The 26,042-nt window shown below is 66.0% G+C and carries 25 protein-coding genes; 10 read left to right on the forward strand and 15 right to left on the reverse strand.

All coding sequences use genetic code 11. The annotated features are described in order from the left end of the window. Window positions 1-15: 15 nt before the first annotated feature. The 4 genes from gcvT (at window position 16) to gcvPB (ending at window position 4,325) form a co-directional block, all read left to right on the forward strand. Entirely contained in the window at window positions 16-1,065 is a 1,050-nt protein-coding gene (gene gcvT / locus TNMX_RS02160) for a glycine cleavage system aminomethyltransferase GcvT (protein ID WP_038029091.1), read from the forward strand. 18 nt (window positions 1,066-1,083) lie between these two features. Beyond that, a complete protein-coding gene (gene gcvH, locus TNMX_RS02165) occupies window positions 1,084-1,470 on the forward strand; it encodes a glycine cleavage system protein GcvH (protein WP_015716597.1) in 387 nt (128 codons plus the stop codon). 117 nt (window positions 1,471-1,587) lie between these two features. Next, entirely contained in the window at window positions 1,588-2,904 is a 1,317-nt protein-coding gene (gene gcvPA / locus TNMX_RS02170; RefSeq protein ID WP_038029034.1) for an aminomethyl-transferring glycine dehydrogenase subunit GcvPA, read from the forward strand. Further along, window positions 2,901-4,325, forward strand: coding sequence for an aminomethyl-transferring glycine dehydrogenase subunit GcvPB (gene gcvPB, locus TNMX_RS02175; protein ID WP_038029036.1), 1,425 nt, complete (start codon window positions 2,901-2,903; stop codon window positions 4,323-4,325). The genes gcvPA and gcvPB overlap by 4 nt, the downstream gene beginning before the upstream one ends. Window positions 4,326-4,397: 72 nt before the next feature. Here gcvPB and ribF read toward each other — a convergent pair whose 3' ends face one another. From ribF to TNMX_RS13465, 4 genes are read right to left on the reverse strand one after another with little or no spacing between them, the layout of a single operon-like run. Further along, the gene (gene ribF / locus TNMX_RS02180; RefSeq protein ID WP_038029038.1) at window positions 4,398-5,282 is read right to left on the reverse strand and encodes a riboflavin biosynthesis protein RibF; all 885 of its coding nucleotides are present in this window, start codon (window positions 5,280-5,282) and stop codon (window positions 4,398-4,400) included. Continuing rightward, window positions 5,260-5,748, reverse strand: coding sequence for an NUDIX domain-containing protein (locus tag TNMX_RS02185; protein ID WP_038029040.1), 489 nt, complete (start codon window positions 5,746-5,748; stop codon window positions 5,260-5,262). The genes ribF and TNMX_RS02185 overlap by 23 nt, the downstream gene beginning before the upstream one ends. A gap of 58 nt (window positions 5,749-5,806) precedes the next feature. Then, entirely contained in the window at window positions 5,807-6,784 is a 978-nt protein-coding gene (locus TNMX_RS02190; protein WP_253269355.1) for a hypothetical protein, read from the reverse strand. An 11-nt stretch (window positions 6,785-6,795) separates the two neighbouring features. Beyond that, window positions 6,796-6,921: a hypothetical protein gene (locus TNMX_RS13465; protein ID WP_256378166.1), complete on the reverse strand. Its 126-nt coding sequence runs from the start codon at window positions 6,919-6,921 to the stop codon at window positions 6,796-6,798. Window positions 6,922-7,064: 143 nt separating this feature from the next. On the opposite strand from TNMX_RS13465, the gene TNMX_RS02195 reads away from it, so the two are divergent. Continuing rightward, the gene (locus TNMX_RS02195; protein ID WP_038029042.1) at window positions 7,065-7,565 is read left to right on the forward strand and encodes a 2'-5' RNA ligase family protein; all 501 of its coding nucleotides are present in this window, start codon (window positions 7,065-7,067) and stop codon (window positions 7,563-7,565) included. 3 nt (window positions 7,566-7,568) lie between these two features. On the opposite strand, the gene rpoD is transcribed toward TNMX_RS02195, so the two are convergent. Continuing rightward, window positions 7,569-8,858 (reverse strand): RNA polymerase sigma factor RpoD, encoded by a 1,290-nt coding sequence (gene rpoD / locus TNMX_RS02200; RefSeq protein WP_052037890.1) that lies wholly within the window; start codon window positions 8,856-8,858, stop codon window positions 7,569-7,571. A 219-nt stretch (window positions 8,859-9,077) separates the two neighbouring features. Then, on the reverse strand, window positions 9,078-10,208 hold the full coding sequence (locus TNMX_RS02205) for a class I SAM-dependent methyltransferase (RefSeq protein WP_038029044.1): 1,131 nt from the start codon (window positions 10,206-10,208) through the stop codon (window positions 9,078-9,080). 88 nt (window positions 10,209-10,296) lie between these two features. On the opposite strand from TNMX_RS02205, the gene TNMX_RS02210 reads away from it, so the two are divergent. Together TNMX_RS02210 and TNMX_RS02215 are read left to right on the forward strand one after the other, a co-directional pair. Next, window positions 10,297-11,514 carry an aspartate kinase gene (locus TNMX_RS02210; protein ID WP_038029046.1) on the forward strand — a complete coding sequence of 406 codons (1,218 nt, stop codon included), beginning with the start codon at window positions 10,297-10,299 and terminating at the stop codon, window positions 11,512-11,514. Further along, entirely contained in the window at window positions 11,514-11,978 is a 465-nt protein-coding gene (locus tag TNMX_RS02215; protein ID WP_015716614.1) for a phosphoribosyltransferase, read from the forward strand. The genes TNMX_RS02210 and TNMX_RS02215 overlap by 1 nt, the downstream gene beginning before the upstream one ends. 42 nt (window positions 11,979-12,020) lie before the next feature. On the opposite strand, the gene TNMX_RS02220 is transcribed toward TNMX_RS02215, so the two are convergent. From TNMX_RS02220 to TNMX_RS02245, 6 genes are read right to left on the reverse strand one after another with little or no spacing between them, the layout of a single operon-like run. Then, on the reverse strand, window positions 12,021-13,004 hold the full coding sequence (locus tag TNMX_RS02220) for a malate dehydrogenase (RefSeq protein WP_015716615.1): 984 nt from the start codon (window positions 13,002-13,004) through the stop codon (window positions 12,021-12,023). A gap of 39 nt (window positions 13,005-13,043) precedes the next feature. After that, the gene (dnaG, locus tag TNMX_RS02225) at window positions 13,044-14,774 is read right to left on the reverse strand and encodes a DNA primase (RefSeq protein WP_015716616.1); all 1,731 of its coding nucleotides are present in this window, start codon (window positions 14,772-14,774) and stop codon (window positions 13,044-13,046) included. Further along, entirely contained in the window at window positions 14,753-17,404 is a 2,652-nt protein-coding gene (locus TNMX_RS02230) for an AAA family ATPase (RefSeq protein ID WP_038029049.1), read from the reverse strand. Before TNMX_RS02230 ends, dnaG begins: the two co-directional genes overlap by 22 nt. A 1-nt stretch (window position 17,405) precedes the next feature. Continuing rightward, on the reverse strand, window positions 17,406-17,858 hold the full coding sequence (locus TNMX_RS02235) for a hypothetical protein (protein WP_038029051.1): 453 nt from the start codon (window positions 17,856-17,858) through the stop codon (window positions 17,406-17,408). Between the two features lie 9 nt (window positions 17,859-17,867). Continuing rightward, window positions 17,868-20,105 (reverse strand): DEAD/DEAH box helicase, encoded by a 2,238-nt coding sequence (locus TNMX_RS02240; RefSeq protein WP_038029053.1) that lies wholly within the window; start codon window positions 20,103-20,105, stop codon window positions 17,868-17,870. 19 nt (window positions 20,106-20,124) lie between these two features. Continuing rightward, on the reverse strand, window positions 20,125-20,745 hold the full coding sequence (locus TNMX_RS02245) for a GNAT family N-acetyltransferase (protein WP_038029055.1): 621 nt from the start codon (window positions 20,743-20,745) through the stop codon (window positions 20,125-20,127). Between the two features lie 30 nt (window positions 20,746-20,775). On the opposite strand from TNMX_RS02245, the gene TNMX_RS02250 reads away from it, so the two are divergent. Continuing rightward, the gene (locus TNMX_RS02250; RefSeq protein WP_038029095.1) at window positions 20,776-21,855 is read left to right on the forward strand and encodes a PIG-L deacetylase family protein; all 1,080 of its coding nucleotides are present in this window, start codon (window positions 20,776-20,778) and stop codon (window positions 21,853-21,855) included. Here TNMX_RS02250 and scpB read toward each other — a convergent pair. Both scpB and TNMX_RS02260 read right to left on the reverse strand, forming a co-directional pair. Continuing rightward, complete coding sequence (gene scpB, locus TNMX_RS02255; protein ID WP_038029057.1) at window positions 21,802-22,323, reverse strand: SMC-Scp complex subunit ScpB; 522 nt, start codon at window positions 22,321-22,323, stop codon at window positions 21,802-21,804. The genes TNMX_RS02250 and scpB overlap by 54 nt on opposite strands. After that, window positions 22,316-22,909 carry an L-threonylcarbamoyladenylate synthase gene (locus TNMX_RS02260; RefSeq protein ID WP_038029059.1) on the reverse strand — a complete coding sequence of 198 codons (594 nt, stop codon included), beginning with the start codon at window positions 22,907-22,909 and terminating at the stop codon, window positions 22,316-22,318. The genes scpB and TNMX_RS02260 overlap by 8 nt, the downstream gene beginning before the upstream one ends. Here TNMX_RS02260 and TNMX_RS02265 point away from each other — a divergent pair. Then, window positions 22,908-24,128, forward strand: a complete 1,221-nt coding sequence (locus TNMX_RS02265) for a type II secretion system F family protein (RefSeq protein WP_038029060.1) — start codon at window positions 22,908-22,910, stop codon at window positions 24,126-24,128. The two genes, TNMX_RS02260 and TNMX_RS02265, sit on opposite strands and share 2 nt — an antisense overlap. Here TNMX_RS02265 and TNMX_RS02270 read toward each other — a convergent pair. Continuing rightward, window positions 24,103-24,555, reverse strand: a complete 453-nt coding sequence (locus tag TNMX_RS02270) for an EVE domain-containing protein (protein WP_038029061.1) — start codon at window positions 24,553-24,555, stop codon at window positions 24,103-24,105. The two genes, TNMX_RS02265 and TNMX_RS02270, sit on opposite strands and share 26 nt — an antisense overlap. A 130-nt stretch (window positions 24,556-24,685) precedes the next feature. On the opposite strand from TNMX_RS02270, the gene TNMX_RS02275 reads away from it, so the two are divergent. Beyond that, window positions 24,686-26,026 (forward strand): FAD-binding oxidoreductase, encoded by a 1,341-nt coding sequence (locus TNMX_RS02275; protein WP_156919394.1) that lies wholly within the window; start codon window positions 24,686-24,688, stop codon window positions 26,024-26,026. The last annotated feature ends 16 nt before the right edge of the window (window positions 26,027-26,042 follow it).

Raw genomic sequence — 26,042 nt, forward strand, 5'->3', positions numbered from 1 at the left:
AGGATGGGGCTTGCCATGAAGAAGACCCCGCTTTACCAAGCCCACCTGCGCCACGGGGGGCGCATGGTGGAGTTTGCCGGCTACGCTTTGCCCCTGCAGTACACCTCCATTGTGGAGGAGCACCTGGCGGTGCGCCGGGGGGCTGGGCTTTTCGACGTGAGCCATATGGGGGAGTTCCTCATCCAGGGCCCTGAGGCCCTGGCCTTCCTCCAGTGGGCCACGGCCAACGATGCCGCCAAGCTAAAAGTGGGTCGGGCCCAGTACTCCATGCTTCCCAACGCCCGAGGGGGGGTGGTGGACGACATCTACCTGTACCGGCTCGGCGAGGAGGAGTACCTCATGGTGGTGAACGCCGCCAACATCGCCAAGGACTTCGCCCACCTTAAGGAGCTCTCCCGGGGCTTTGCCGTGGAACTCACCGACCTCTCCGAGGAAACCGCCCTCCTGGCCCTGCAGGGTCCCAAGGCGGCTTCCCTCCTCCAGGGCTTGACCGACGCCGACCTTTCCCAAAGGAAAAGGAACGACGTGTTCAGCGCCCGGGTGGCGGGCCGGCCCGCCCGCCTGGCCCGCACCGGGTACACGGGGGAGGATGGCTTTGAGCTCTTTCTGGCTCCCGAAGATGCCGAGGCGGTCTTTGAAGCCCTTTTGGAGGCGGGAGCGACCCCGGCGGGCCTGGGAGCCCGGGACACCCTGAGGCTGGAGGCGGGGTTTCCCCTTTACGGCCACGAGCTTACCGACGACACCAACCCCCTTTGCACCCCCTGGGCCTGGGTGGTGAAGAAGGAGAAGGATTTCCACGGCAAGGAGGCGATGCTGGCCACGCCGTGCGCTGAGAAACTCGTCGGCCTGGTGCTGGAGGCGGGGATTCCCCGGGAGGGGTATAGGGTATACTCCGGCGACCGGGCGGTGGGCCGGGTGACCAGCGGGGGTTATTCTCCCCTCTTGGAAAAGGGCATCGCCCTGGCCTACGTGGAGAAGGAGGCGCAGGAGCCCTTCTTTGTGGAGGTTCGGGGGCGCAAGGCGGGGGCTTCCCTTAGCCCATTGCCCTTTGTGCCGCTAAAATAGCGGGGGTTAGGAGGCGCTATGGACATACCCAAGGACCGCTTTTACACCAAGACCCACGAGTGGGCCCTGCCCGAAGGGGACACGGTTTTGGTGGGCATCACCGACTACGCCCAGGATGCCTTAGGGGACGTGGTGTACGTGGAGTTACCCGAGGTGGGGCGCAAGGTGGAGAAGGGCGAGGCGGTGGCCGTGGTGGAGAGCGTGAAGACCGCCTCCGACATCTATGCCCCAGTATCGGGCGAGGTGGTAGAGGTGAACACCGCTTTGGAGAAGACCCCGGAGCTCATCAACCAGGACCCCTATGGGGAGGGCTGGATCTTCCGCATCCGCCCCTTGGACATGGGGCACCTGGATGACCTGCTGGATGCCGCTGGCTACCAGGAGGTCTTGGAGAGCGAAGGGTAAGGCGGCTGGTATGGCGAGCTCTGGGCTTTGGGGTGCCCGGATGTCCTTAGCCGGGCGGCAGAGCCCTTCTGTGGCCCCGGGTCAAATGGCCCGGGGGTTTTGTTTAAGGATGATCCTATGGACTACACGCCCCATACCGAGGAAGAGATCCAGGCCATGCTGGAACGGGTGGGGGCCGGAAGCCTCGAGGACCTTTACCGGCACCTGCCAAAGGAGGTTTTAAACCCCGAGATTGCCCTGCCCGAGCCCTTGCCGGAGTGGGCGGTGCTGGAGGAGCTCAAGCGGCTTGCAGGGAAAAACCAACCGGCCTTTAAGGCCTTTTTGGGGGGTGGGGTTCGTAGTCACCACACCCCGCCCGTGGTCCAGGCCCTGGCGAGCCGGGGGGAGTTTTTGACCGCCTACACCCCCTACCAGCCGGAGGTGAGCCAGGGGGTTTTGCAGGCTACCTTTGAGTACCAGACCATGGTGGCGGAGCTTGCGGGCCTCGAGGTGGCCAACGCCTCCATGTACGACGGGGCCACTGCCCTGGCGGAGGGGGTCCTTCTGGCCTTGAGGGAAACGGGAAGGATGCGGGTCCTGGTTTCCCAGGGAGTGCACCCGGAGTACCGGGAGGTGCTGAGGAGCTATTTGGAAGCGGTGGGGGCGGAGCTCATCACCCTGCCCCTGGAGGGGGGCCGCACCCCCTTGGGGGAGGTGCCCGAGGGCACGGGGGCGGTGGTGGCGCAAAACCCCAACTACCTGGGGGCCCTGGAGGATCTCGCCCCCTTGGCGGAGAGGGCCCATGGGGTGGGAGCGCTTTTCGTGGCGGTGGCCGATCCCCTTTCCCTGGGGGTTCTGGAGCCCCCGGGGGCCTATGGGGCGGATATCGCCGTGGGGGATGGCCAGACCCTGGGCCTGCCCATGGGCTTTGGTGGGCCCCACTTCGGGTACCTGGCCACCCGGAAGGCCTTCGTGCGCCAGATGCCCGGACGGTTGGTCTCGGAAACCGTGGACGCCGAGGGGAAGCGGGGCTACATCCTCACCCTCCAGGCCCGGGAGCAGTACATCCGCCGGGCCAAGGCCAAGAGCAACATCACCACCAACGCCCAGCTCACCGCCCTCATGGGGGCCATGTACCTGGCGGCCTTGGGGCCTTTGGGGCTTAAGGAGGTGGCCCTGAAAAGCGTGGCCATGGCCCACCGCCTCTGGGAGATTCTTTTGGAGATCCCGGGGGTGGAGCCCTTCACCCCAAAGCCCTTCTTCAACGAGTTTGTTCTCAGGCTTCCCAAGGAACCCCAGGCGGTGCGGGAGGCCTTGGCGGCAAGGGGCTTCCACGCCGCCACCCCGGTGCCGAAGGAGTACGGGGAGAACCTCGCCCTCTTCGCCGCCACGGAGCTGCACCGGGAGGAGGACCTTTTGGCCCTACAAGCGGCCATGCGGGAGGTGTTGGCATGAGCTACCCCTTGATCTTTGAGCGAAGCCGCCCGGGAAGGCGGGGCCTGAGGCTGGTGGAGGAAACGCCTGAGGCCACCCGCTACATCCCGGAGAAGTTCTTGCGCAAGGCCCCACCCCGGCTTCCCGAGGTGGACGAGCTCACCCTGGTGCGCCATTACACGGGGCTTTCCCGCCGCCAGGTGGGGGTGGACACCACCTTCTACCCTCTGGGTAGCTGCACCATGAAGTACAACCCCAAGCTCCACGAGGAGGCGGTGCGGCTTTTCGCCGACCTCCACCCCTACCAGGATCCCAGGACCGTCCAGGGGGCCCTGGAGCTCATGTGGCAGCTTTCGGAGTACTTGAAGGCCCTCACGGGCATGGACGCCATCACCCTTGAGCCCGCCGCCGGAGCCCACGGGGAGCTTACCGGGATCCTCATCATCCGCGCCTACCACGAGGACCGGGGGGAGGGGAAAGAGAGGCGAGTGGTTCTGGTGCCGGATTCTGCCCACGGCTCCAACCCCGCCACCGCCAGCATGGCGGGGTACCAGGTGAAGGAGGTACCCTCGGGGCCGGATGGGGAGGTGGACCTCGAGGCACTGAAGCGGGAGCTTGGTCCCCACGTGGCCGCCATCATGCTCACCAACCCCAACACCCTGGGCCTTTTTGAGCGGCGCATCCTGGAGATCTCCCGCATCAGCAAGGAGGCCGGGGTGCAGCTTTACTACGACGGGGCCAACCTGAACGCCATCATGGGCTGGGCCCGGCCGGGGGACATGGGCTTCGACGTGGTCCACCTGAACCTGCACAAGACCTTCACCGTGCCCCACGGGGGGGGTGGGCCGGGCTCGGGGCCCGTGGGGGTGAAGGCCCACCTGGCTCCCTACCTCCCCGTGCCCACGGTGGAGAGGGGCGAGGAGGGCTTCTACCTGAACTTTGACCTTCCCAAGAGCATCGGCCGGGTGCGGAGCTTTTACGGGAATTTCCTGGCCTTGGTGCGGGCCTGGGCCTACATCCGCACCCTGGGGCTAAAGGGCCTCAAGAAGGCTGCTGCCCTTTCCGTTCTCAACGCCCGTTACCTCAAGGAACTCCTCAAGGAGAAGGGGTACAAGGTGCCCTACGACGGCCCTTGCATGCACGAGTTCGTGGCCCAGCCCCCCCAGGGCTTCCGCACCCTGGACCTGGCCAAGGGGCTTTTGGAGATGGGCTTCCATCCCCCCACCGTCTACTTCCCCTTGATCGTCAAGGAAGCCCTGATGATCGAGCCCACGGAAACGGAGAGCAAGGAGACCCTCGAGGCCTTCGCCGAGGCCATGGGGGAGCTTTTGCAAAAGCCCAAGGAGTGGTTGGAGGGAGCTCCCTACACCACCCCGGTGCGGCGGCTGGACGAGGTGCGGGCCAACAAGTACCCCAAGCTCACCTTTTTCGACCGGGAGTAGGAAGGAAGAAAGGGAGGGGCGCTGGGCCGCCTACCGGGGCTCCCAGCCTGGCGAAGCCAGGCTGGGGTGGTATTAGAGGCCAAAGTAAGCGCGGGCCGAGGCCACATCCTTGGCGATCTGGGCCTTGAGCTCCTCGAGGCTATCGAAGCGTTTCTCCTCCCGCAGGCGCTTGAGGAAGGACAGGCGCATCTCCTCCCCGTAAAGCTCCCCGGCAAAGCCCAGAAGATGCACCTCGAGCCTTCTTTCCATACCGTCTACCGTGGGCCTCGTGCCCACGTTGGCTACCCCCTTGTAGCGGCCAAAGGATCCTTGGGCCTCCACGGCGAACACGCCTGGGGGGAGGATCTTCTGGGGGTGAACAGCCAGGTTGGCGGTGGGAAAGCCCAGCTTCCTCCCGAGCTTGTCCCCTTCCACCACCACCCCGTAGGCCCCGTAGGGCCGGCCCAGGAGGTGGCGGGCCTCCTCCACCCGGCCCTCTTGCAGAAGGGCGCGGATGAGGCTGCTCTTCACCGGCTCCCCTCCCAGGGTCAAAAGGGGAACGGTACGCACAGGGGCCACCTGGGCCAGGTCCTCTGGACCCCCGCTCCGGCCCCTGCCGAAGCGGAAATCCTCCCCCACGTAGATGCGGCTGGCTCCAAGCCTTCTGAGGTCCTCCAAAAACTCCCCCGCCTCCCTTTGGGCGAAGGCTTCGTTAAAGGCCACCGCCAGGATCAGCTCTACCCCGAGGGCCCTGAGGGCCTCCACCTTCTCCGTGAGGTCCATCAGGAACCCCTCTCCTCGGGTGAAGACCTTGGTGGGGGGGTCAAAGGTGTAGACCAGAAGGGGCTGGTGGAGGCTCTTGGCCTCGGCCAGGGCCTGGTGGAGGAGATGCTGGTGGCCCAGGTGTACCCCGTCGAAGGAGCCCACCGCCACCACCTTGGCCCCCTTGGGAACGTCAGCGACCTCGGAGAAAAGCATGGTAGAAAAGCACGCCCACCAGGCCGGTGGCGGAAAACTCCACCTCGCCCTTCTGGTGCATCTCTAAGGCCCTTTCCGGCTCTAGCCAGACCACCTCGATCTCCTCCTCTTCGTCCGGTACGGCCTGGGTTTCCCGCAGGTTGCTGGCCAAAAAGACGTGGGTCTTTTCGTCGGTGAAGCCTGGAGAGACGTAGTAGCTGAAAAGGGGCGTAAGATCCCCCGCAAGCCCGGTTTCCTCGGCCAGCTCCCGATGGGCAGCCTCCAGGGGATCCTCTCCAGGTTCTATGAGCCCCGCGGGGATCTCCAGGGGGGCCAAGCCCACCGCCGGACGGTGCTGGCGCACGAAGAGCATCCTTCCATCCCGCACGGCCACAATGGCCACCGCGGGCTTGTGCTCCACGATCTCGTAACGGCCTTCCAGGGCCAGGCTCAGGATGCGGCCCCGGTAGAGATAGGTGCGGCTCACGTCCCCATGTTAAGGCCAAAAGCCCCGGGGAACACCCCCCGGGGCCACCGCGCGGGGATCACTGAAGGGCGTTCAGCGTGGCCAGGAGGACGGCGCGGGTGAAGGTGGGGTTGTGCACGCCCTTGGAGCCGTCGTTCTCCAGCAGTAGGTAGTTCCAGCTGGCCCGGACGATGGGGTCCTTGGTGGGGAAGACCGGCTGGCCCTTTTCGTCCCGGATGTCCCCAAGCTGGCTGTAGAGCACGGTACCGTCGGTGAGCGTCATCTTGAAGGCGATCTGCCCGGCGATGGAGGTGATGTCCACGCGGTAAACCGGAGCTCTGACGGGGGTGTTGGGGGTGAACTGGCCGGTTTCGGGGTTGTAGGCCCGCACGGTCTTGATGCGGTCCCTTACCGCCAGCACCCGGGCGTTCACCTTGCTGCGCAGCAGGGAGAGGAGGTGGGCGGTGTTTTCCTGGACCATTTCCTTGGTGTACTTGGTGCCGTGGCAGGAGGCGCAGAGATTCTCCGGGGTCTTGAAGGTGTGGCTGGAGTACTCCCCGGTCCCCGCCAGGCTCATGTGGCAGGTGGAGCAGGCGTTCCCCGTGAAGAAGGCGTGGGGGTTGGGCCACTCCTTGGTGTCGTCCACGAAGAAGGCGTTCTTGCCCAGGATCACGTCCCCTTGGCTCGAGGCGTGGGGATAGGTGTAGCGGCCCGGGTCCTCGGCGTTCCAGGTGATGCGGCCGTTTCGGGTGTTGTGGCAGGTGATGCACAAAGCAGCGTTGCCCACGGCCGTGGCCTTAAACCCCGAGGGAAGCATGGGGGTGTCGTTGGCCAGGCGCAGATCCCCGTCCTCATCGTGGCAGGCCTTGCAGGTAATGGGCTTGACCTGGTCCCGGGTCAGGCCCAAGGACTTGAGGTAGTCCACGGTGGCCGGCTTGCCGTCCGGGCCCACCAGGTTCCCGGGATTGCCCTTCTTGAGCTGGTCCAGCCAGGTCAGGAAGCCCTGCTCGCTGTGGCAACGGGCGCAGTGGGCGGCGCCCTCGGCCCAGGCTTCCACCGTGGCCTCGCTCAGGGTTTTGAACCCCTTACCCCGTTGTTGTGGGCGCTCTGTTCCCACTCCTTTTGGATGGCCTCCTTGTTGGACAGGGCCACCATCAAGCCAAGGGCCAGCAGGGCCAGTAGGGCTCTTTTCATAAACGCCACTTCCTTACTAGGGTAGTACACACCTCTGTTAACACCTAAGTCAAGGGTAATATGCCCCGGGGAGCGGGTTGAGGGAGGGTTTCCTCGAGTCAGCCCGAAGAAGGTTGGGTAGGCCCAGCGGGTATACTGGCGGCGTGTATGGGGTGTTGGTGTGGCCCCCGGAGGACCTGAGGCGTTTCCTGGAGGAGCTTCAGGCCCTTTACGGGGTAAGAGGCTTTGGCCCCCCGCACCTTAACCTGCGCCAACCCTTTGACTGGCCCTATGAGGAGGAAGCTTTGAAGATCGCCCTTGCGGGCATTCTCCGGGGGCATGCCCCTTTCCGGTTACGCCTGGGGGGCTTTGGGTATTTCCCCCAGGGGGTGGTCTACCTGAGGGCCTATGGGGGCACCCCCTTCCGGCGCCTATACCACGCCCTGGAACCCTTGGCCCCGCCCCTGAAGGAGATCGAAGGACCCAGCTACCTGCCCCACATCACCTTGGCCCTGGGGCTTAGCGAGGAGGAGGCCAAAGGGCTGGTAGAGAAGCTTCCTAAGCCGCCCCGGCGTTCCTTTATGGTGAGGGAGGTGGCCTTGGCGCGAGACGAAGATGAGGGCCACCTCCTCGAGGTGGCCCGGTTTCCCCTCGGTAGCCGCTAAGGGTTAGTCCAGGAAGTCCCGCAGTTTGCGGGTGCGGGACTCGTGGTACTTGAGCTTTCTTAGGGCCTTATTCTCAATCTGGCGGATGCGCTCCCGGGTGACGCCGAAGTAGGCTCCCACCTCCTCGAGGGTGTGCTCCCGTCCATCAATCAGCCCTTTACGGAGTTTCAGCACCATGGCCTCGCGTTCGGAGAGCTTGGAAAGGGCCTTTTCCAGCTCCTCCGCCAGGAGGCTCTGGGCGGCGGCGTCCACGGGGGAGGGGAGGTGCTCGTCGGGGATGAAGTCTCCGTAGAAGCTGTCCTTTTCGTCCCCGATGGGGGTTTCCAGGGAAACCGGTTCCTGGGCGATCTTTAAGGTTTCCTCCACCCGCTTGGCGTCCCAGCCCGGGCCCATGGCCTCGGCGATCTCCTCGTAGGTGGGCTCCCGGCCCAGTTCCTGCTGGAGGGAGCGGGCGGTGCGGGAGAGCTTGTTGATGGTTTCCACCATGTGCACCGGGATGCGGATGGTGCGGGCCTGGTCGGCGATGGCCCGGTTGATGGCCTGGCGGATCCACCAGGTGGCGTAGGTGGAGAACTTGAAGCGCCGCTTGTACTCAAACTTCTCCACGGCCCGGATGAGGCCCTGGTTGCCCTCCTGGATCAGATCCAGGAAGGAGAGCCCGCGGCCGGTGTACTTCTTGGCGATGGACACCACCAGCCTCAGGTTGGCCTCGATAAGGTGCTGGCGGGCGGCCTCGCCTTCGCGGGCGATGTGGAGGTAGCGCTTTAGTTCCTTGGGGAGGCTTTTGAGCTTTTGGTCGATTTCCTCCACCGTCTTGGGGTCCAGCTTCTCCTTCAGGCCCGGGATCTGGCTAATGCGGGCCGAACCCAGGATCTTGGCCCGCACCACCTCGCGGATCAGGTCCTGGTCCAAACCGGTGGCCTCGGAGAGCTTCTTGATGGCCTCCATCCCCTCTTCCACCTTCCTGGCCAGCTCGATCTCCTCCTCGAGGGTGAGAAGGGGAACCTGTCCGATCTCGTGCAGGTACTGGCGCACGGGATCGGAGGTGGAAACCTTGGGCAGGGCAAGCTCCTCCTCTTCCTCGAAGAGCTCCTCGCCCAGATAGTCCGGGGAGGGGCCTTCCTCGGGAAGGAGGAGGTCATCGGCTTCCAAGTAGCTCTCGTCCGCCATGGGATCTAAGGGCTCGTCCAGGAAGATCTCGGGGGCGAGGTCGGGCTCCTCTACCCCGAGGGGGGGTTCTTCCGGGGCCTCCAGGTAGCTTCCCTGGAGGGGATCCTGGGCCAGGGGTGCCATTTCCTCCTCGTGAGGGATTTCCTCTTTAGCCTCCAGGGGGGCCGGTGGGGCCTTCTTCCGGTTTTTCGAGGTGGTTCCCCCGGAGCCCGCCTTGGGCGCTTTTTCCGTGGCGGTCATGGATTCTTGGGTCTGGAGGGCCATCCTTTCCTCTTCCCCGGCAGTAACCTGCTTCACCTTGTTCTTGGTCTTCTTCAACACGGACCTCCCTCCTTGGGGTTGCTATCCCCGTCTGGCCTTCTCAGCGAAAAGCACCTTGTACTCCCTCACCAAAAGCGTCCTAAAAGCGCCAAAGCGCTCTTCCAGTAGGGGCTCGTACTTGAGAAAGGGGTTTGCCACCAGGAAAAACCCACCGCCCGGCTTCAGCCGGGCCGCCGCCGCTTCCACGAAGGCCTGGGCCACATCCAGGATGACCGCTCCCCCCACGTGAAAGGGGGGGTTCGTAACTATGATGTCAAATGCCTCTTCCTCTGTCAAGGCCTCGTCCACATCGGAGTGGAACACCCTGGCGGAAAGGCGGTTTTCCGCCAGGTTCCTTTCTAGGGAATGGACCGAAACCAGATCGTCTTCCAGGGCCGTCACCTCCCCCCCCAGGCGGGCCAGGGGCAGGGTGAGGGCTCCGTAGCCTGCCCCCAGGTCCAGGATGCGCCTGCCGCGGATACCTTCCCGGCCTACCTCCCCCACCAGGGCTTCCAGGAGAAGCACCGAGGCCTTGTCCACCTTCCCCGCGGAAAAGACCCCCGGCAGGTGGAAGAAGGTGAAGGTCTCCCCCAAAAGCCTTGCCTGGAACGGGTGCCAGAGGGAGGGTAGAGGTGGGGCTTCCCGTTCCTTTTCCAGAAGGGCCACCCGCACTGGGCCTTCCCGCTTGAGGACCAGGCCGTACCCCAGAAGGGCCCGGGCTTCCTTGAAGTAGCGCTCAAAGCCCTTGTTCTTGTCCCCGGCCAGGTAGACCCGGCCCCCCATCCTCAAGGCCCGGGCGGCGGACACCAAGGTGGCCTCTACGTAAGCGGTGCCCCGGCCTGCGGGCAGGGCCAGGACCACCAGGTCGTAGGCGTTTTCCTCCGCTTCCCAAGGAGGGGCCAGGCGGGCCTTCAGGCCGCTGGACTGGAGGCAGCGGAAGGCGGCCCTCGAGGTTTCCAGCCTGTCCACCTCCATCCGGCCCTCCAGGGGCAGGCTGGCCAGACCCACCCCGGGGTTCAGGTCCAGGGCCCTCTGGCCGAAGGGGGCCACGGCAGCCTGTAGGGCCTCGTAAACCGGGTCCCGGTACCCACGGGCCCCCGGCTTCACGTAAAGCACCCCCCCGGGCCGGGGCAGGGGGGTGAGGCGGTGGTACTCGGCTAGGGTCAGGCCCACATCGCTTTAGGATACGGGGCTTGGGGTGAAGGGGCAAATGTGATAATATTCCTTTTCAAGCCGCCCCTTGGGCGGAAAGGAGGCAAGCGTGTCCCTGGTCGTGCAAAAATATGGCGGCACCTCCGTGGGCGACCTGGAGCGCATCCACAAGGTGGCCCAGCGCATCGCCCACTACCGGGAGAAGGGGCATAGGCTGGCGGTGGTGGTTTCGGCCATGGGCCACACCACCGACGAGCTCATCGCCCTGGCCAAGCGGGTGAACCCGAGACCTCCCTTCCGGGAGCTGGACCTCCTCACCACCACAGGGGAGCAGGTTTCCGTGGCCCTCCTCGCCATGCAACTCTGGGCCATGGGCATCCCGGCCAGGGGCTTTGTGCAGCACCAGATCGGCATCGTCACGGATGGGCGCTTTGGCGATGCCCGGATCCTCGAGGTGAACCCAAACCGCATCCAGGAGGCCCTGGACCAGGGGTATGTGGCGGTGATCGCCGGCTTCATGGGCACCACCCCCGAGGGGGAGATCACCACCTTGGGCCGGGGGGGGTCCGACATCACCGCCGTGGCCATCGCCGCCGCCCTGGGGGCCAAGGAGTGCGAGATCTACACGGACACGGAAGGGGTTTACACCACGGACCCCCACCTGATTCCCGAGGCCCGGAAGCTTGAGGTGATCGGCTACGACCAGATGCTGGAGATGGCCGCCCTGGGGGCCAGAGTCCTCCACCCCCGGGCGGTGTACTATGCCAAGCGTTACGGGGTGGTGCTCCACGTGCGCTCCAGCTTTTCCTATAACCCCGGTACCCTGGTGAAGGAGGTCAACATGGAAATGGGCAAGGTGGTGACGGGTGCGGCCTTGGATCTGGACCACGCCCAGATCGGGCTTATCGGGATCCCCGACCAGCCGGGGATTGCCGCCAAGGTCTTCCAGGCCCTGGCCGAGCGGGGCATCGCCGTGGACATGATCATCCAGGGGGTTCCCGGGCACGATCCCTCCCGGCAGCAGATGGCCTTCACCGTGAAGAAGGATTTCGCCCAGGAGGCCCTCGAGGCCCTGGAGCCCGTTTTGGCCGAGATCGGGGGAGAGGCCCTTCTCCGCCCCGATATCGCCAAGGTATCCATCGTGGGGGTGGGGCTGGCCTCGGCCCCGGAGATCCCCGCCAGGATGTTCCAGGCGGTGGCCTCCACCGGGGCCAACATCGAGATGATCGCCACCAGCGAGGTGCGCATCTCCGTCATCATCCCCGCCCAGTACGCAGAGGCCGCCTTAAGGGCAGTGCACCAGGCCTTTGAGCTGGATAAACCCTGATGGAAAGGCTCTTCCTATCCTGGGAGGAGCTCCTTCGCCTGGTTCGCCACCTGGCCGGCAGGCTTCAGGGGGAGGAGTTTGACCTCATCCTGGGGATCGCCCGGGGTGGGCTTATCCCCACCGCCCTTCTGGCCCAGGCCCTGGGCGCGCGGGACATCCTCACGGCGGCGGTGATGTTCTACGAGGGGGAGGAAACCCTTCCCGAGCCCGTCTTCTTACAGTTCCCCCCAGACCCCCTGCTTTTCGGCAAGCGGGTTTTGGTGGTGGATGACGTGTGGGACTCGGGGCGGACGGCCCTGGCGGTGAAGGCCCGGGTTCGCCAGGCGGGAGGGTTTCCCCTGGTGGCCACCCTGCACTTCAAGCCTAGCCGGAACCAGGTGCCGGACGAACCCGACGTGTACGCTGAGGCCACGGAGGCCTGGGTGGTCTACCCCTGGGCCCCGGAGGTCTGGCTAAAAACCTGACCCCGCCCTGGCCAAAGGCGAGGGCGGGGGCCCGGCCAGGCCCTAGATAAGCCCTAGGGCCTTCACCTGTTCCATCTCGTCCAGAAGCTCCTTTGCGGTGATCTCCATCCGCTTCCTGGCGAACTCGTTGATCTCCAGGCCCTGGACGATCTCGTACTTCCCGCCCCTGGCGGTGACGGGGAAGGAGTAGACGATGCCCTCGGGAACCCCGTAGGAACCGTCCGAAGGAATGGCCATGGAAACCCAGTCCCCCTCGGGGGTGCCCAGGGCCCAGTCGCGGATGTGCTCGATGGCGGCGTTGGCGGCGCTGGCGGCGCTGGAGGCTCCCCGGGCCTGGATGATGGCCGCTCCCCTTTGGGCCACGGTGGGGATGAACTCCTTCTCGTACCACTCCATGTCCACCAGCTCCAGGGCGGGTTTCCCGTCCGCCTCCGCATGGAAGAGGTCGGGGAACATGGTGGAGGAGTGGTTGCCCCACACGGCAATGCGGCGGATCCGGTCCACGGGAACCCCCGTCTTCTTGGAAAGCTGGGCCTTGGCCCGGTTGTGGTCCAGCCGGGTCATGGCAGTGAAGTTTTTGGGGTCAAGGCCCTCTGCGTTTTTGTAGGCGATGAGGGCGTTGGTGTTGGCGGGGTTGCCCACCACCAGGACCTTGACGTCCCGCTTGGCCACCTCGGCCAGGGCCCGGCCCTGTTCGGTGAAGATCTTGCCGTTCATCTCCAGGAGGTCGCGGCGCTCCATGCCCGCCTTCCTGGGGGCCGCCCCCACCAGAAGGGCATAGTCGGCGTCCTTAAAGGCCACCCTGGGGTCGTCCGTGGCCACGATCCCCGCCAGAAGGGGGAAGGCGCAGTCCTCGAGCTCCATGATGACGCCCTCCAGGGCTCTCAGGGCCTGGGGAATCTCCAGGAGCTGGAGGATCACGGGCTGGTCCTTCCCCAGCATTTCGCCTGCGGCGATGCGGAAAAGAAGGCTGTAACCGATCTGGCCGGCAGCGCCGGTGACCGCCACACGAACGGGGCTTTTCATCCTTTACCTCCTTGGGCCTAAGCCCGAAAGGATTTTACCTTAAAGCTTCCGGTAGATGCGCCGTTCCGCCTCTATGGCCTGGTCCAGTTCCTGGATTTCCCGCAAGATCTCCATGCTGGGGTTGCGGCTTAGCTCCTCCTTCAGTTTGGCCCGGCGCTCCAGGTAGTAGGCCTCCCGCAGGCGGGCCAGGGTTTTCTCCAGGATCTCGGGGAACCTGGGCTCGTCCACAGAGGGGACCAGCATCAACCTTTCCAGAAGGATGCCCCCCGCCTCCTTGCGGCTTAGCACCTGGCGCAGGTAGTCCCGGCGGGGTTCGCGGCTGGCCAGCTCCAGGAACTCGGAAAGCAAGGAGCCTTCCGGGGGCCAGACGTGAAGGGCCGTGTGGTGCACCCACTCGGCGAAGCGTTCCTCCGGCAGGGAGAGGAGGAGGGCCATGACGTCCAGCTCCAGAAGGAGGACCCGGTTTTTGGGCTCGGCCTTGGGGGGTTGGGGGGGTGGACGCCGGCCCCGCTTGAGGCTGGCCAGGTAGTCCTCCAGCTGGCGCAGGGAAAGGCCCAACCGCTCCACCACCAGGGCCTTAAGGCGGTCGGCCACCGGGTCGAAGGGCTCAGGGGAGAGCATCCTGGGGGTGAGGGCTTCCAGGACCTTCCGTTTGTGCTCGGGGCGGGTCAGGTCCAGGCCCCGGGTGGCCTCCTGGAAGCGGAACTCCACCTCGGGAAGGGCTTCCTCTAAGGCTTTCTGGAATAGGGCCGGGCCCTCGGGCAGAAGAAGGAGGTCGCCCGGGTCCTTGCTGGGCAGGCGCACCGCATAGAAGAGGAACTTCCGGGCCAAGGAGAGGTCCAGGCTTTGCAGGGTGGCCCTCTGCCCGGCCTCGTCGGCGTCAAAGGCCAGGTAGACCTCCCGCACCTCCTGCATCTCGAGAAGGCGGGCTTGCTCCTCGGAAAGCCCCGAGCCCAAGACCGCCACCGCCTCGGCGAAGCCCATCTGGTGCAGGGCGATGGCGTCAAAAAGCCCCTCCACCACGATGGCCCGTCCCTGGCGCAGCTTGGCCTTGGCCTCAGGGTAGGCGAAGAGCACCTCCCGCTTGCGGAAGAGGGGGGTTTCCGGGGAGTTCAGGTACTTGGGGGTTTCCTCCCCCAGGGCCCTTCCCGTGAAGGCCACGATCCTGCCCAGGTGGTCCTTGATGGGGAAGGTGATGCGGTTCCTGAAGCGGTCATAGAAGCGCCCGTCCTTTTCCGCCAGGACCCCCGCTTTAAGGCCTTCCTCCGGGCTGATGCCGTGCCGGCTCAGGTGGGTGAGGAGGCCGTCCCCCTTGGCCGGGGCGTAGCCCAGGCCGAAGCGGGCGATGCTTTCCGGGGAAAGCCCCCGCCTTTGCAGGTACTCCTGGGCCTCGAGGGAAGCCTTGAGCCCCTCCAGGAAGTACTCCTGGGAGAGCTTGAGGACATCCAAAAGCTCCCGGCGCTTGGCGGGGGCACCCGCTTTGGGAATCTCCACCCCCGCCTCCTCCGCCAGGCGCTCCAGGGCCCCCATGAAGTCCAGGCCCTCGATCCTTTCCACGAAGGCGAAAAGGTCGCCTCCCGCCTTGCAACCGAAGCAGTGGAAAAGCCCCTTCTCCTCGTCCACGTAAAAGGAGGGGGTCTTCTCCTGGTGGAAGGGGCAGAGGCCTTTCCAGCGGCCGCGGCCTGCAGGCTTTAAGGCCACGTACCGAGAAACCACCTCCTTTAGGGAGAGGCGGCGTTTGATGGCCTCTACCGCTTGTGCCGCATCCATCCTGCCCCCCGCTTACGCCAAAGCCCGCGGACCCACCTTCCCAGGATACCGTAACCGCGGAGGGGGTCTTTCGGCTCGCTCCCCGCCAGAAAGGCCTGCCAGACCTGGGTTAGGGGCACGGAGGGGGTGAAGCTTAGGAGGTGGTCCACCCTTTCCCCCTCCTCCAGGAGGAGCTGGGCCCGGAGGAGCCTCGCCACCTCCAGGTGCACCGCAAACCCCGTGCGGTGGGTCTGGTAGAGGAGGTACTGGGAGAGGGCCTGGGCTTTCCTAGGGGCCTTGGGCCAGAGATAGAGGGCCAGGGAGGTGAGGGCGAGATGGTAGACGTAAGGGTTGGAAAGCCGGCGAGCCTCTCGCAGGGCCTCCTTGAGGAGGGGGGTGGGGTCCAGGTTCCTCTGCCAGCGGTGGTGGGCCAAGGCCAGGATGCCGAGGCCCTTGCCGTCGGGATGCTGGAGGGTTTCCTGGAAGAGGTCCTCCCGGAAGCGCCCCTTGAGGGTCCAGGCGGAAAGAAGGGCGGCTGCGAGCCAGGGGTGCGGGGTTTCCCGGTAGGCCCGCTCCCCTTCCTCCAGGGCCTGCTTGAGGCGGCCGGTTTCCAGGAGAAGGCGGAGGCGGGTGGCGTGGTAGCGGGTCTTGGCCTCCAGGTCCGCTTCCTGGTAGGCGGGCGGGGGATGGGGTTCTCCCGGGAGGGGGGATTCCGCCTCCAGATAGTGGCCCAGGTCCATGAGAAGGCCCGCCCTCAGGCTTTGCCCGTGGAGCCTCAAGGAGGCGGGCACCAGGGGATGGAACTCGCTTAGGACCTCGAGGGCCTGCAGGGGCTGGAAGGCCCGCCACAAGGCCCCCGCCACCTGGAGGCGGGCCTGGGCTTCCTCCAGGGGGTAGGGCTTGAGGCCCGGGAGCAGGGGGAGGAGGGCGAGGGGGTTTTGGGCTTGCCGGAAGGCTTGCAGGATGGGGTCTTGGGACCTTGGGCCCCCAGGGGCGTCCCCGGCCATGCCCAGGGAGGCTTGGGCGTCCTGGAGCTCCTTTTCAAGGGCTTCCCGCCAGGGTGGGGGGGCAACCTCGAGGGCCTTTTGGTAAAGGGGTACGGCCCGTTCCGGCTGGCCTTGCCGCCAGGCTTCCTGGGCGAGAAGCCGGAAGGCCTGGGCAGCTTCCCGCTCCTGCATGGCCTCTCTTAGGTGAAGGGCCATGGGCCAGAAGGCTCCCTTTTCCCGGTAAAACCGGGCAGCTGCCCGGTGCCAGGCCTTGGCCTGCTCCTCAGGCACCAGGGCCCGGGCCGCTTGGACCACCTCGGATAGGGGCCTACCCCCTTGCGTGAGGCCCTCCTCCTCCAGGCGCTTGGCGGAGAAGGTCCCCGCCAGCTCCCCCAGGAGTTCCCTAAGGTGCTCCTCGCGCTGTTCCTCCTCGGGGAGGCTGGCCAGGGCTTCCTCCATGACCCCCAGGATCAGAAGGGCCTGTCGTTCCGCCGGGGGGAGGGCGTCCAAGGCGGGCTGCAGGGCGAGAAGAGGGGGTGCCTTCAAACCCCTGGCCTCCAGGGTGGGAGAAAAGAGGGGTTTTCGGCTTTCCACCAGGAGCATGAGGTGGGGGAAGGAATGCTTCAGGAGTTCTCGCAGGGTGCGGTCGGGGGCGTGGAGGTTTTTGGCTACCAGGAGCAGGGGGTGGGGCAGGCGGTGGAGGACTTCTTTCCAGGCTTCCAGGATGGCCTTCTCCAGGGTGGGCCGGTCCCAGGGGGGGCGGGCCTCGAGGCCCAGGCTGTACCGAAGGGCCAGGGAAAGTTCTGGGGAAAGCTCCGCCAGGGCCAGAAAAGCCTCCACCTGGCCGAAGGTTCGTTCCACCGCCTGGCGCAGGGTGGTGCGCAAGGGGGTTTCCGGCCCCATGCGCTCCAGGACCACCGCAGGGTAAGGAGGGTTTTCCAGAAACTTCTCCAGGAGAAGGCTCTTCCCGCTTCCCGGTGGCCCCACCAGGTTAAGGCGGGCGGGTGGATGATGGAAGGTTTCCCGGAGAAGGCGAAGGAGGGCCTCGCCTTCCGGGTCCAGTTCCACCCGGACCGCCTTCACCCGGGAAACCTCCACCGCCCCCAGACCCTTGGCCTCGCGAAGGCCCAGGCCTTCCGCCTCCACCCCCGGGGCCAGGGCCAGGGTCTGGGGTTCGGTGAGCACCTCCCCGGGGGAGGCCAGCTTGCTGAGCCTTTCGGCCAGGACCACCGCAGGGCCCACTGCGGTGGGCTCCCCCGCCTGGCCGCTTCCCAGAGGAGCCCAGAGCACCTCCCCGCTGGCCACCCCTGCCCGGGCGGGTAGGCGGGAGGTGCGCACCATCTCCAAGGCCGCCTCCAGGGCCCGCCAGGGCTCTTTGCCTCGAGCCCTGGGGGCTCCGAAGAGGACCAGGACCCCATCCCCCAGGAAGCGGTGGACGAACCCCCCTTTGGCCCGGGCCACCCGGGCGGCTTCCTCCAGGGCCTCCTGCAGGTGGTGGTAGGCAGCTTGAAGGCCGGCCTGGAAGTGCTGGCTGGAGTCCACCAGGTCGTAGAAGAGGACGCTCACGTAACGCTTCTCCTCGGGCAGAAGAGCCCCCAGGGCCCGGCCGCAGGCCATGCAGAACCGAGCCTCAGGGGGGTTTCTCTGCCCGCACTCGCAGCGCATCTCACTCCCGGAAGAGCATCAGGGGGGGCCAGAGGAGGACCTCCGCCTCCTCGGGTAAGGGAACTTCCGCATGGACCACCACGGGCACGGGGGCTTGGAGCAGGTAAAACCCTTCCCCCAAAGGGGTGGTTCTGCCTCCTAAGCGGTAGCTGGCCCCTTCCCGCTCCAGGAAGGCCGCTCCCTCCAGGGGCTTGGCCCGGCGCACCACCCCGTGCAGCAACACGGGTACCACCCCTGTGGGCGCCGGGGGGGCTCCGCGGTCAAAGGCGTAGAGGATCTGGCCCTGGACCATGGCCTCCAGCACCGGGCTTCCCCAAGGCTCCGGGAAGAGGTGGGCCTCCACGGCATAGGTCCGGAAGCGGGCGAAGAAGCTTTCAGGGCTTTCCTCAATGGCGGGGCCTTTCGGTTGGCCCAGGGAATGCGACACCGGAGTCGGGGGGTCCTGGGGGACCATGGGAAGAGTTTAATGCAGGGTCCTTTGGGGAAGGGAGAGGGTGAGGTTTGCCGCCAGGATAAGGGCCGCCCCTTTATCCAGGTACTGGTTGCCGTTCCCGCACTTGGGGGAGAGGACGCAACGGGGGCAACCCTCCTCGCAGGGGCAACCCTTGAGGAGTTCCAGGGCGGACCGGACCCACTCGGGGAAGCGGCGGGCTGCCTGCCGGACGTAGCCCACGCCTCCTGGATAGCCGTCATAGATGAAGATGGTGGGGCCCCCTCCCGAAGGGAGGGGCCGGGGGTAGGAGGGGTAGGAGATCCCTCCGATGTCCTGCCGTTCCGCCAGGACAAAAAGGGGAAGAAGGCCGATCAGGGTGTGCTCCAGGGCGTGGATACCCCCGGGGATCTGCTGGAAAGGGATCACCAGGGGAGGGTGGAACCAAAGGGCCTCGGTGGGGAAGGAGATCTCGGGAAGCTCTAAGGGGACTTCCTCCAGGACGCTGCCGGTGTAGAAGCGCTTCTTGGCGTAGGCCACCACCCTTTCCCTCAGCACCACCTTGCCCACCCAGACCCCATGCCCCATGGCCTCCCCCGAGAGGACCTCGAGGTCGGTTTCCGCCCGGGGCTCGGTGTAGTGGTCCTCGAGGGCCGGCAAAAGCCAGATCTCCCGCCTCTTCGGGTCAATGTTGCGCACCAAAAAGCTCTCCCCCCCGTGAAGGTAAATAGCCCCGGGATGGGCCTCCCAGTAGGCCTGGCGTTCGTCCAGGTAGCCCAGCACCTCCCCGTCTGGCCCCTTCAGGGTGAAGGTGTTGCCCAGGCCCCTTAAGGTCAGGTCCCGGTGGGGGTGGCGCTTGGGGGTGTAGTAGCGGCCTTCCTTCTCCCGAAGCTCAGCCAGGGCCTCGGGGCAGGGGATAAAAGGCCCGGGGGATCCCGCTTGGCCAGGGTGGACTTCTTCCCGGGAAAGGGGCTTTTCCCAAGCGGCGGCGTGGAGGTGAAGGGGGCAGAGCACGGGGTTTTTCGGATCGGCCACCGCCACCTCGGGTGGCGTCCTTAGGAGGAGTTCGGGCCGGTGGAGGAAGTACTCGTCCAAGGGATCCTCCCGGGGGATATAGACCACCAGGGCCCTCCGGCTTCCCCTCCCCGCCCTTCCCGCCCGCTGCCAAAAGGCGGAAATGGACCCGGGGTAGCCCACAAGGACCACGGCGTCCAGTTCCCCGATGTCCACGCCCAGCTCCAGGGCGCTGGTGGAGACCAGGACCTGGACCTCCCCCGTCTTCAAGGCCTCCTCCAGGCGACGCCTCTCCTTGGCGGTGTAGCCCGCCCGATACGGGCGCACCGCGGGGTGGGCGGCGTAGCGGGCGATGAGCTCGGCGCTTTTCCTGGCGTTGGTGAAGATGAGCCCCCTTATGCCCCCTTCGGCCCAGGTCCGGGCCAGGTAGGCGGCCTCCAGGAGGGGGCTTCGCCGCCTTTCCCCCTTGGCGTCTAAGGGCTTGGGAAGAAGCACCAGAAGCTCCCGCTCCGAGCGGGCCACCTCCTCCCTTAGCTCCACAAAGGGAAGGCCGGTGAGGCCTTCTGCGTGCTCCTTGGCGTTGCCGATGGTGGCGCTGGCGGCAATCACCTGGGGGTTCGCCCCATAGTGGCGGGCCAGGCGCAATAGGCGGAAGAGGACCAGGGCCACGTGGGTCCCGAAGACCCCCCGGTAGGCGTGAAGCTCGTCCAGGACCAGGTAGCGGAGCCGGGAAAGGAAGGAGGCGAACTCCCCGTGCCGGGGTAGAAGGCCAAAGTGGAGCATGTCGGGATTGCTGAGGAGGATGAGGCCCTCTTGCTTGGCCTTCCGCCTTACCTCCCCCCGGGTGTCCCCGTCGTAGGGGTAGATGCCCTTTACCCCCAGGGCCTCCGCCATGGCCTTAAGCCGCCTCAGCTGGTCATGGGCCAGGGCCTTGGTGGGGAAAAGGAGAAGGCTCGTTTCCCCTTCCAGGGCAGCCTTGAGCACCGGCGCCTGGAAGACCAGGCTTTTTCCGGCGGCGGTGGAGTAGGCCATGACCACGTTCTTCCTTTCCTCCACCAGAAGCAGGGCCTCCCTTTGGTGGGCGAAGGGCTTTAGCCCTAAAGCCTCGAGGACCCCGGCGAAGACCCCCTGGTAGGGGACGGTCTTGGGGGGGATCCGGGGAAGGAGGCGGGCGAAGACGATCCGCCCCCGGAACTCCGGGTTGGCCTCCAGCCAGTCCCGGTAGCTTTCCCATCCCCTTAGGGCCTCGGGCAGCACCCTTTCATTATGGCCTTTTCTAAAGTTCCCTGACCCAGACCTCGTGGACCACGGGGTGGCCGTGGTAGGGAGCCCAGAAGGGGCTGGCCCGCTTGGCGTAGAGGCGGAAGCCCAGGCTCTGGTAAAGCTTCCTGGCGGCGGCGTTGGCCCGGGTGGTGGATAGCTGCACGCCCCTTACCCCTTTTTCTTTGAGGCATTCCAGGAACTCGGTCAGCAGGGCCTTGCCGATTCCCCTGCCCTGGGCTTTGGGGTCCACGGCGATGTGCAGGTGGGCGGGGTAAAGCCTCTTCGGGGCCTTGGGGCCCCGGTACAGGAGGAGCCTGAGGAGGTACCGGAGGTGGGGTAGGGGCGGGCCATAGCGGCCGAGGAGGAGTTTCAGGAGGAGGAAGGGCACTCGAGGAAGGAGGTAGAGGGTAAGGGGAAGGTCCGAGCAGGCACCCAGGATGTAGCCCAGGATCTCTCCTTCCTCCTCGGCCACCCTGTTGCAGCACCCCCGCCGCAGGTAGGGGGCCACGAAGAGTTCCCCCCAAAGCTCCCGGCTGGGAAAGACCAAGGGCCCTGCCCGGCCCAGAAGGAGGGTGCCGTGGGAAAGCCGGGTGATGGCGGAGAGGTCCTTTTCCTCGGCGGGGCGGAGGACCACAGGACCACTCTAGCCCGTAAAATGCCCCTCGTGCGCCGCCTGGCTCCCTGGCAGTGGCTTCTCCTCCTTCTGGCCCTCTACCTGCTTCTGGCGGAGGCCCTTAGGCTTTGGCTCGGCCTCCTCTGGGCGGAGCGGGTGGGGCTTGTCCTTGCGGCCCTGGGGGTGTGGGCCTTCGTCAACGGGCGCTTCATCTTCGCCTATTACCACGCCCTCGCCACTTCCTTGCGGGTGCGAAGGCTACCCTTGGCCCCGGGGCCGGGGCCAGGGGAACACCTTTTGGTCCTGGCCCCCCATCCCGATGACGAGGTGCTGGCGGCGGCGGGGCTGATGCGCCGCACCCTTCTAAGGGGAGGACGGGTGAGCGTGGTCTACCTCACCTCAGGGGATGCCTTTGACCTGGCGGCGGGAAGCCCTTTGCCCTCCAAAGAGGCCATGCGCCGCTTGGCCTTAAGGCGCATGGTGGAGGCTTGGCGGGGCCTCGAGGCTCTGGGCCTTCCCCGGGATAGCGCCTATTTCCTCGGTTTCCCCGACCAGGGGCTTTTCGCCCTCTTCACCACCCATTACTACCTGCCCTACGAAAGCCCCTACACGGGGCTTAAGGCGGTGGCCTACCGTGGGTCTTACCGCCTGGGGCTTCCCTATACGGGCAAGGCTTTGGAGGCCACCCTGGTGGAGCTTCTCTCCTCCCTCAAGCCCACCCGCATCCTCCTGCCAAGCCCCCTGGATGCCCACCGGGACCACCAGGCCACGGGCTATTTCGGCATGCAGGCGGCGGCCTCCTTGGGCATGGAGGACAGGCTGGAGTACTACCTCATCCACGGAGGGTACCAGTACCCCTTGCCCAAAGGCCTCCATCCTCGGCTTCCCCTGTACCCGCCCCCCCGGGGTAGGGGGCTTCCCTGGCGGCGCTTTCCCCTCACCGAGGAGGAGGTTAGGCTAAAGGAAAAGGCCATCCGGGCCCACCGAAGCCAGATGCGCCTTCTCGGCCGGTTTCTTTTGGCCTTCGTGCGGCAGAACGAGCTCTATAGCCCCCTTCCCATCCCCGCCCGGGAGGCCCTAGCCCCGGAGGAGGAGGGGTGGGCCGTCCTCGAGGGGCGGGAGGTCCTTTAGGCTTTCCAGGCCAAAGACTTCCAGGAAGCGCTCCGTGGTCCCGTAGATCTTGGGCCGGCCCGGGGCTTCCTTCTCGCCCACCACCTGGATAAGCCCCCGCTCCAAAAGGCTTTCCAGGGTTCCTTCCACGCTTTTCCCCCGCATGGCCTCAAGCTCCGCCCGGGCGATGGGCTGGTGGTAGGCGATGAGGGCCAGGACCTCGAGGGCCGCCTTGGAGAGCCGGGGCGGGCTGGGCTTGAGGACCCGTTCCACCGCTTCCAGGGTGCCCTCGTGCACTACCAGCCGCCACCCCCCGGCCACCCGTTCCAGGGCCACCCCCAGGCTTCCCTCCTTAAGCTCCGCCTCCAGGGCCTGAAGCGTCCTAAGGAGGGTTTCCTCCGGGTGGCCCAAGGCCTTGAGTTCCCTCAGGGCCACGGGCCTTCCCGCGGCGAAAAGGACCGCCAACACCTCCGCCTTCAGGTTAGACATCTTGCAGGTAGGGCAACAGGGCCTCCTTGGGAATGGCTCCCTCCCTCAGGACCTCCCCCGTGCGCAGGTCCACCACGCTGGAAGCCAGGCCCAGGGCTTCCCCCGGGAAGACATAGTCCACGCCGAATTCCCGGGCCTCCTTTTCCGTGCGCACCGGGGGCTCGCCGCTCCTGTTGAGGCTGGTGGCCGCGGCATACCCGCCTACCCGGCGGAGAAGCTCCCGAAGCAGGGCATGATCCGGCATCCTCAGCCCCACGGAACCATCCCGGCTGATCCAGGGGGGGATATTTTGCCCCGGTACCACCACGGTGAGGCCCCCGGGCCAGAAGGCCTCCGCCAGGCGCAGGAACTTATCCCGTAGCTTCCCGAGGTCCGCAAGCTTAAGGGCGCTTTCCAGGTCCGCCACCAGCACCTGGAGGGGCTTTTCCTCCTCCCGTCCCTTAAGCTCGTAGATGCGCCGGCAGGCGGCCTCGTCCTCCATCCGGGCCAGCACCCCCCAGACGGTGTCCGTGGGAAAGGCCACCAGGCCCCCACGCCGAAGGGTTTCCGCTGCTTCCTGTAGCTCCTTCTGGTATACTTCTACCATGCCAGTCTACCAGTATAAGGCCCGCGACCGCCAGGGCCGCCTGGTGGAGGCCACCATCGAGGCGGAGGACCTGCGCACCGCCGCCAGGCTCCTGAGGGACCGGGGGCTTTTCGTGGCCGAGATCAAGGAGCCGGGGAGGGGCCTGCAGGCCGAGGTGCGCCTTCCTGCCCTGGAGAGGGGTCCTGGCCTTAAGGACCTGGCCATCTTCTCCCGGCAGCTGGCCACCATGCTGGGGGCGGGGCTCACGCTTTTGCAGTCCCTTTCCATCCTGGAAAGGCAGACCGAGAACAAGAAGTTCCGGGAGATCATTAAGAAGGTCCGCACCGACATCGAAGGGGGCATGGCCTTTTCCGATGCCCTGGCCAAGCACAAGCTCTTCTCCCGGCTTTACGTGAACCTGGTGCGGGCCGGGGAGACCTCGGGCGGGCTGGACGTGATCCTGGACCGCCTGGCCACCTTCCTGGAGAAGGACCTGGAGCTCAGGGGCAAGATCCGTAGCGCCATGACCTATCCCGTGATCGTCTTCGTCTTCGCCGTGGGCGTGGCCTACTTTCTCCTCACGGGCATCGTGCCCCAGTTTGCCCAGATCCTCACGGACTTGGGCTCGGAGCTTCCCCTCCTCACCCGGTTCCTCATCGCCCTTTCGGGCTTCCTCCGGGCGGCCACGTTGCCCCTAATCCTCTTGGCGGTGGTCCTCTTCTTTGCCTACCGCTGGTACTACAGGACGCCCCAAGGGCGAAAGGTCATTGACCGCATCAAGCTGCGGATGCCGGTCTTCGGCAACCTGGGCCGCAAGACGGCGGTGGCCCGTTTCTCCCGCACCCTGGCCCTCCTCCTTTCCAGCGGGGTGAACATCGTGGAGTCCCTGGACATCACCAAGGGGACGGCGGGCAACAGCGTGGTGGAGGAGATCGTGGACACGGCCAAGCTCAAGGTCCAGCAGGGAGAGCCTGTAAACCTCACCCTGGCCCAGCATCCCTTTGTCTTCCCCCCCATGGTGAGCTCCATGGTGGCCATCGGGGAGGAGACGGGGGCCCTGGACACCCTCCTTGCCAAGATCGCCGACTTCTACGAGCGGGAGGTGGACGAGGCGGTGGCCAGCCTCACCGCCGCCATCGAGCCCCTCATGATCATCTTCCTGGGCGTGATCGTGGGCATGATCGTGGCGGGCATGTTCCTGCCCCTCTTCAAGATCATCGGCACCCTTTCCGCGCAATAAGTCCTTCGGCCACCTCCGGGGGAACCGGCATCACGGAAAGCCGGTTCCCCTTTTTCACCAGGGGGTGGTCCTGGGGGAAGCAGGCCTTGAGCTCGACCAAGGGCACAAGGGGCCAGGCCTCGAGGAACTCCACCTCCACCGTGTACCACCGGGGGTTTTCCCGGGTGGCCCTGGGGTCAAAGTAGGGGCTAGAGGGGTCAAACTGGGTGGGGTCGGGGACTAGGGTCCCCACCACCCGGCAAAGCCCGGCGATCCCCGGGGGGTTGGCGTTGGAGTGGTAGAAGAAGCAGAGGTCCCCTAGTTGCATGTGCATCAGATAGTTCCGGGCCTGGTAGTTGCGCACCCCGTCCCAAATGGCCCTGCCCTCCCGTTTCAGGTCCAGGATGCTGTACACCTCGGGTTCGGATTTCAAAAGCCAGTAGGCCATGCCTAGAGTCTAAAGGGGTCTTTAGGCGGGCCAAAGCCTTGCGGTGGGGGTTATGGGGAGGATGGGGACATGCGGGGGCTTGTTCTCCGATTCCTCCCCCTATTGCGACCCCACCTGGTAGCCTTAGGGCATGGTGGGGGTGCGGGCGGAACTCAAGGCCCTTTTCGGCCCTAGGGCCCTCCTCTCCCCGGCGGAAAAGGGGGTTTACCGCTATGACGCCATCCTGGTGGGGCCAGAGCCCTTGGCGGTGGTCCTGCCGGAAACCCGGGAGGAGGTGCAGGCCCTGGTGCGCCTGGCCCGCCGGTATGGGCTTCCCCTGGTTCCCCGGGGGGTGGGAAGCGGCTTGAGCGGGGGCGCGGTGCCGGGTGAGGGGGCTATCGTGGTGGCCTTTACCCGCATGGCCCGCCTGGAGCTGGACCCCGTGGGGCGCACCGCCTGGGCCGAGCCCGGGGTGACCACGGCCCGGGTCTCCGAGGCGGCAAGGCCCTTTGGCCTCTTTTACCCCCCAGACCCCGCCTCCTACCGCACAAGCACCCTGGGGGGCAACCTGGCGGAAAACGCCGGGGGGCCCCTCTGCTTCAAGTACGGGGTCACGGGGGATTACGTTTTGGAGCTGGAGTTTGTGGATTCCTGGGGGGAGGTGCACCGCCTGGGCCGCCAGGCCTACGATTTCCCTGGCCTCCTCATCGGTTCGGAGGGGACCTTGGGCCTGATCACCGGGGCCAGGGTGCGCCTTCTCCCCCTTCCCCGGTACCGGGCCACCTTGATGGCGGCTTTTCCCGAGGTGGGGGCCTTGGCGGAGGCGGTTTCCCGGGCCATCGCCCTGGGGGCGGTACCCGCCAGGCTGGAGTTTTTGGATCCCGTCTCTGTGAATGCCGTGGAGGACTACCTGGGTATGGGCCTACCCCGGGGGCACGCCCTCCTTCTGGTGGAGACGGATGGGGATAACCTCGAGGTGGTAGAGGAGGAGCTCTCTTTGGTGGAGGAGACCGCCAAGGACCTCGGGGCAAGGGTGCAAAGGGCTCACGACGAGAAGGAGGCCGAGGCCCTTTGGCGGGCCAGGCGGAGCGTGAGCCCTGCCTTGGGCCGCATCCGCCCTAAACGGGTCAACGAGGACATCGCCGTGCCCAGGAGCGAGCTTTCTAAGGTGGTGCGGGAGATCGCCGCTTTAGGCGAGGCCTATGGCCTGGTGGTGGCCCAGTTCGGCCATATCGGGGATGGGAACCTGCACCCCAACATCCTCTTTGACCCCAGGAGGGAAAGCGAGGAGCGGGTTTGGGAGCTGGCCCATGAGATCGCCCGGGTGGCCTTGAGGCACGGGGGGGTGCTTTCCGGGGAGCACGGCATCGGCCTCATGAAGCGGGCCTTCATGGAGGAGGCGGTGGATGAAGGGACCCTCGAGGCCTTCCGCGCCGTAAAGGCCACCCTGGATCCCCAAGGTCTTTTGAATCCCGGTAAAGTTCTGCCCTAGTCCAGTTTTCACAGGC

Origin of the sequence: Thermus sp. NMX2.A1, from assembly GCF_000511705.1 — a bacterium.
Taxonomy (GTDB): Bacteria; Deinococcota; Deinococci; order Deinococcales; family Thermaceae; genus Thermus; species Thermus scotoductus.

Coding starts and splice junctions, on each gene's coding strand:
- TNMX_RS02215 (WP_015716614.1), top strand. CDS start 11,514: ATGGAAAGGCTCTTCCTATCCTGGGAGGAGCTCCTTCGCCTGGTTCGC.
- gcvPB (WP_038029036.1), top strand. CDS start 2,901: ATGAGCTACCCCTTGATCTTTGAGCGAAGCCGCCCGGGAAGGCGGGGC.
- gcvT (WP_038029091.1), top strand. CDS start 16: ATGAAGAAGACCCCGCTTTACCAAGCCCACCTGCGCCACGGGGGGCGC.
- ribF (WP_038029038.1), bottom strand. CDS start 5,282: ATGCTTTTCTCCGAGGTCGCTGACGTTCCCAAGGGGGCCAAGGTGGTG.
- dnaG (WP_015716616.1), bottom strand. CDS start 14,774: ATGGATGCGGCACAAGCGGTAGAGGCCATCAAACGCCGCCTCTCCCTA.
- TNMX_RS02260 (WP_038029059.1), bottom strand. CDS start 22,909: ATGGTAGAAGTATACCAGAAGGAGCTACAGGAAGCAGCGGAAACCCTT.
- TNMX_RS02220 (WP_015716615.1), bottom strand. CDS start 13,004: ATGAAAAGCCCCGTTCGTGTGGCGGTCACCGGCGCTGCCGGCCAGATC.
- TNMX_RS02235 (WP_038029051.1), bottom strand. CDS start 17,858: ATGGTCCCCCAGGACCCCCCGACTCCGGTGTCGCATTCCCTGGGCCAA.
- TNMX_RS02265 (WP_038029060.1), top strand. CDS start 22,908: ATGCCAGTCTACCAGTATAAGGCCCGCGACCGCCAGGGCCGCCTGGTG.
- gcvH (WP_015716597.1), top strand. CDS start 1,084: ATGGACATACCCAAGGACCGCTTTTACACCAAGACCCACGAGTGGGCC.
- gcvPA (WP_038029034.1), top strand. CDS start 1,588: ATGGACTACACGCCCCATACCGAGGAAGAGATCCAGGCCATGCTGGAA.
- TNMX_RS13465 (WP_256378166.1), bottom strand. CDS start 6,921: ATGAAAAGAGCCCTACTGGCCCTGCTGGCCCTTGGCTTGATGGTGGCC.
- rpoD (WP_052037890.1), bottom strand. CDS start 8,858: ATGGCACCCCTGGCCCAGGATCCCCTCCAGGGAAGCTACCTGGAGGCC.
- scpB (WP_038029057.1), bottom strand. CDS start 22,323: ATGTCTAACCTGAAGGCGGAGGTGTTGGCGGTCCTTTTCGCCGCGGGA.
- TNMX_RS02270 (WP_038029061.1), bottom strand. CDS start 24,555: ATGGCCTACTGGCTTTTGAAATCCGAACCCGAGGTGTACAGCATCCTG.
- TNMX_RS02275 (WP_156919394.1), top strand. CDS start 24,686: ATGGTGGGGGTGCGGGCGGAACTCAAGGCCCTTTTCGGCCCTAGGGCC.
- TNMX_RS02230 (WP_038029049.1), bottom strand. CDS start 17,404: ATGCGCTGCGAGTGCGGGCAGAGAAACCCCCCTGAGGCTCGGTTCTGC.